At 45.4% G+C, this 3,294-nt stretch carries 3 protein-coding genes; all 3 read left to right on the top strand.

The annotated features are described in order from the left end of the window. Positions 1–671 (top strand): bacteriophage T4 gp5 trimerisation domain-containing protein (locus ADK28_RS19905; RefSeq protein ID WP_414711766.1); only part of this gene is annotated, 671 nt, incomplete at its 5' end. Continuing rightward, positions 664–1,482, top strand: a complete 819-nt coding sequence (locus ADK28_RS19900; protein ID WP_048796465.1) for a DUF4123 domain-containing protein — start codon at positions 664–666, stop codon at positions 1,480–1,482. The genes ADK28_RS19905 and ADK28_RS19900, both read left to right, overlap by 8 nt. Positions 1,483–1,494: 12 nt before the next feature. Next, complete coding sequence (locus ADK28_RS19895) at positions 1,495–3,102, top strand: hypothetical protein (protein ID WP_065429421.1); 1,608 nt, start codon at positions 1,495–1,497, stop codon at positions 3,100–3,102. Positions 3,103–3,294: the final 192 nt, after the last annotated feature.

The raw sequence follows: 3,294 nt of genomic DNA, 5'->3' as shown, positions 1-3,294 counted from the left end.
TGGTGAGCTTTCTGGAAGGGGATCCGGATCAGCCAATTATTACCGGGCGGACGTTCCATGGGGTCAATCTGACACCCTATCCGTTGCCATTGCATAAAAACCGTATGGTTCTGCGTTCAGATACGGTTCAGGGTGATGGCTACAACGAACTCTCCTTCGAAGATACCGCCGGTAGCGAAGAGCTTCTGCTTCGCGCCCAGAAAAATATGGCGTTACGGGTTCTTAATTCCAAGGATGAACGGGTTGAATATAACCGAACCAGCAGTATCGGGCATGACGAAGAACTTGTGGTTGCCAACGACCGTAAAGTCACGGTTGAAGGGAATCAGAACCAGAAAATCAGTGGTAATAATTTGCAACAGACTGAGGGGGATCTTGGGGTAACGGTAAAGGGGGACCTGGCGCAGAAGATAAGTGGGGCCTTCAGTGTTGACAGCCATGGCGATCTCACGTTGCAGAGCAAAAGCAAATTAACGTTACGTGTAGGCAATACATTTATTGCGCTGCACGATGGTGGGGTGGATTCGAAAGGAGTCACTATCAACCTCAACTCTGGTGGCAGTCCGGGAGATCTATTGGTCCCGGCTGAACCGGCGATACTGAAAGCGGCAGCGGCCCAGGGGGCCTTGTTTGTGGAACATTGTCCGATGGAGACGAAAAACAATGGATGATGTTATTACCTGGGCGATTGTGGACGCGGCGGCAGAACCTGACGTTTTTAGCATGCTGGAAGCTCTAGATCCACCTCATACCTGCTTATACGCTGAGCCAGTAGCAGACGACATTCTCGGTGTGGCCCCCTTTCTGATTCTGGCGACAAAAGATGTACTGGGCTGGCTGAACGTTCGTCAGTCGCCATGGGGAATATTGCTGGAAAGTCAGGCCAATATGGTCACCCTGCGTCAGCATCTGCGCAAATATTTACATGTTCTGCTCCCCGGGGAAAAGACACCAGTTTATTTTCGCTTCTATGATCCGCGCAATATCTGGCCTTTGATATCGGTCTTATCTCCATGGGAGCTGCATTCATTTCTTGGACCGATAAATGCGATTACAACGAACTGGCAGGGTGAAGAACGGCGTGAGCACTTCACTGAGTTGAGAAAATCATTTCATGCCCAGAGCGGGTCACGGCGGAAAATGCTGCAGATATCCCAGGAGCAACTGGATACGCTGACAGAAATGTTTGATCAGCGCTATGTTGAAACGCTGGTGGATAAGATCAACAGCTGGTCAGAAGCGAATAGCGAACCAGCAGATACTGAAGCAATTGGTGAAATATATCACTGGATTAAGCAACAGGGTATTGATGATGAGCGGAGCATTCTGGGGTTATTCCGGCTGTTTCATCAGAGAGGATATCTGTCGCTGGCTATGCTCCCGCCTGAATACCGTACAGCATTGAATGACCTTAATGAAACCGGAGTCTTCAAAGCTGAATCCCTGCTGCTCCGTGAAATGGGCTGTTTACCTCAAGGATAATAAAGGAACGCGATGATAAGTTTAAAAGCCGGTTCCCCGGTATGTAACTGTAAAAATCCGGATACCTGTATTCACATGTTTTCCATGACAGCCGGGACACGCAATTTCGTCTATAAACAGGCTAATTTTATTACCTCACTGGATGTACTGGACGCCGACAATAAAGGGTTGCCGCTATCACTTTCCCTGGTCGATAAAGGGTGTGTGTCAAATAATCCGTCCTGTCCGCAAGGGCTAATTTATAGCCCCTCTGACAGTAAAACGCTTCAGACCTTTAATAAGGGATTGACTGATTATCTTCTGCATTATGTACCAAAAGTCAATTATTACAAGGTGACTGATTCGGTTGATTTTCTGGTGGATTACATTCTGGCACCTGATGTTCTCGATGTCCTGCCCAAAACTGACTACCTTCTGCGACTGGGAGAATGTAAAGGCAATCCCTTTGTCAGCCAGTCACTGAGCTTTATGAACGGGGCATCGCCACTATTATCGATGGCTCCCCGTGATGTGTTGTCCACATGGATCCATGTGTTTGCCTGTTTTAAATGGGAAGTAGACCTGGCAATCGGGCTGGAACATGAAGTTAAGGAGTACACAGAAAAAGAACGGAAGCAACAACAGAAAGCGGAAAATGAATCTCAGGGAAAAAGCCAACGTGGAAATCGTGGCTGGACGAAAAAGCCGCAATATGAAATCAGTAACGCTCTGGAGATGGAAGGAAAACTGAACTGCTCTCTTGGTGCGATCCCTTATGATTATTCTACAAGCCTGAAGAAAGATTTTAAAGGCAAGGAGAAGAAGGTTCAGTTGCTGAATAAAGCTAATGAATTAATCAATACGTTCATTAAAACATTCTCAACTGATGAAGGAAACGATGCGAAAATCAAACTGCTGAGTACGGAAATAGTCTATCCGCAAATTGAAATGAAAGGTGATGGAGAACTGAAGGAAGACAGCAACTCAACACAGCTATATCTGCAGCGAAATTTATCAATTGAGATGGCCCCACTTATTGGGGTGAGGCTAACACTGGATTTATTGCAGGCATTTGCGGCCTGGTATCATGCAGATGTCGTTCTGGCTGCAGCAAGGGAAGGTCTGGATGCAGGGGAAGATGATTATAAGGAAGGGAAAAACTCAGCTTATGTCGGCTCTACATTCGAGCTGGTGGTTGAAGGTGAATTTGATTTAGCCTTGCAATGTACCTCAGATGTGAAAGATAAATGGCACGTAGAGTACAATGAAGATACAGCCATTAAATTTGATTTGACACTGAATGTAAACTTCAGAGCCGGTGTACGGTTTTATGTTGCGAATGGTGCTCTGAAAATTGGTGGTGAGGCGTCGGCAGAAGGCTTTGTGGGGCTGGAGGCTAATCACAATGATCCGAGTAAAGTAGATGTAGTGCTTTACCATAGTGATGTTATTGCTAAGGTTTATGTCAGTTATACATGGTCTTTGGGCGGAGATTCAGGAAGCGGTGGTGGCGATAATGATGGTGGTCGAACCAAGAAAAACAATATAAGTAATGATTCAGAGGTGAATAAAGATGTTGAGTGGAATATATATAAAAAACTTGAAAAGAAAGACTCTGCAGCCAGGATTACTCTTTTTTAGTTGTTTATTTTTGACCTTTCCCTCATATGGAGTCGATCACATGATAAATGAGAAATATCTTTTTTCCTTTAAAACTAATAAAAGCACTTGCATTTTAAGAGTCAATGAAATTCCGGCAATAGAAAACACTCTGGTGTACAGTGGGACTATTTCGGCAGGGTTTAACGCATCAGCTATGTTGGGTAATGGCAG

Source organism: Serratia sp. 506_PEND (assembly GCF_001076875.1).
Classification (GTDB): domain Bacteria; phylum Pseudomonadota; class Gammaproteobacteria; order Enterobacterales; family Enterobacteriaceae; genus Serratia; species Serratia marcescens.
The sequence above is the reverse complement of the archived record's forward strand: the minus strand, read 5'-3'. Positions and strand labels throughout refer to the sequence as shown.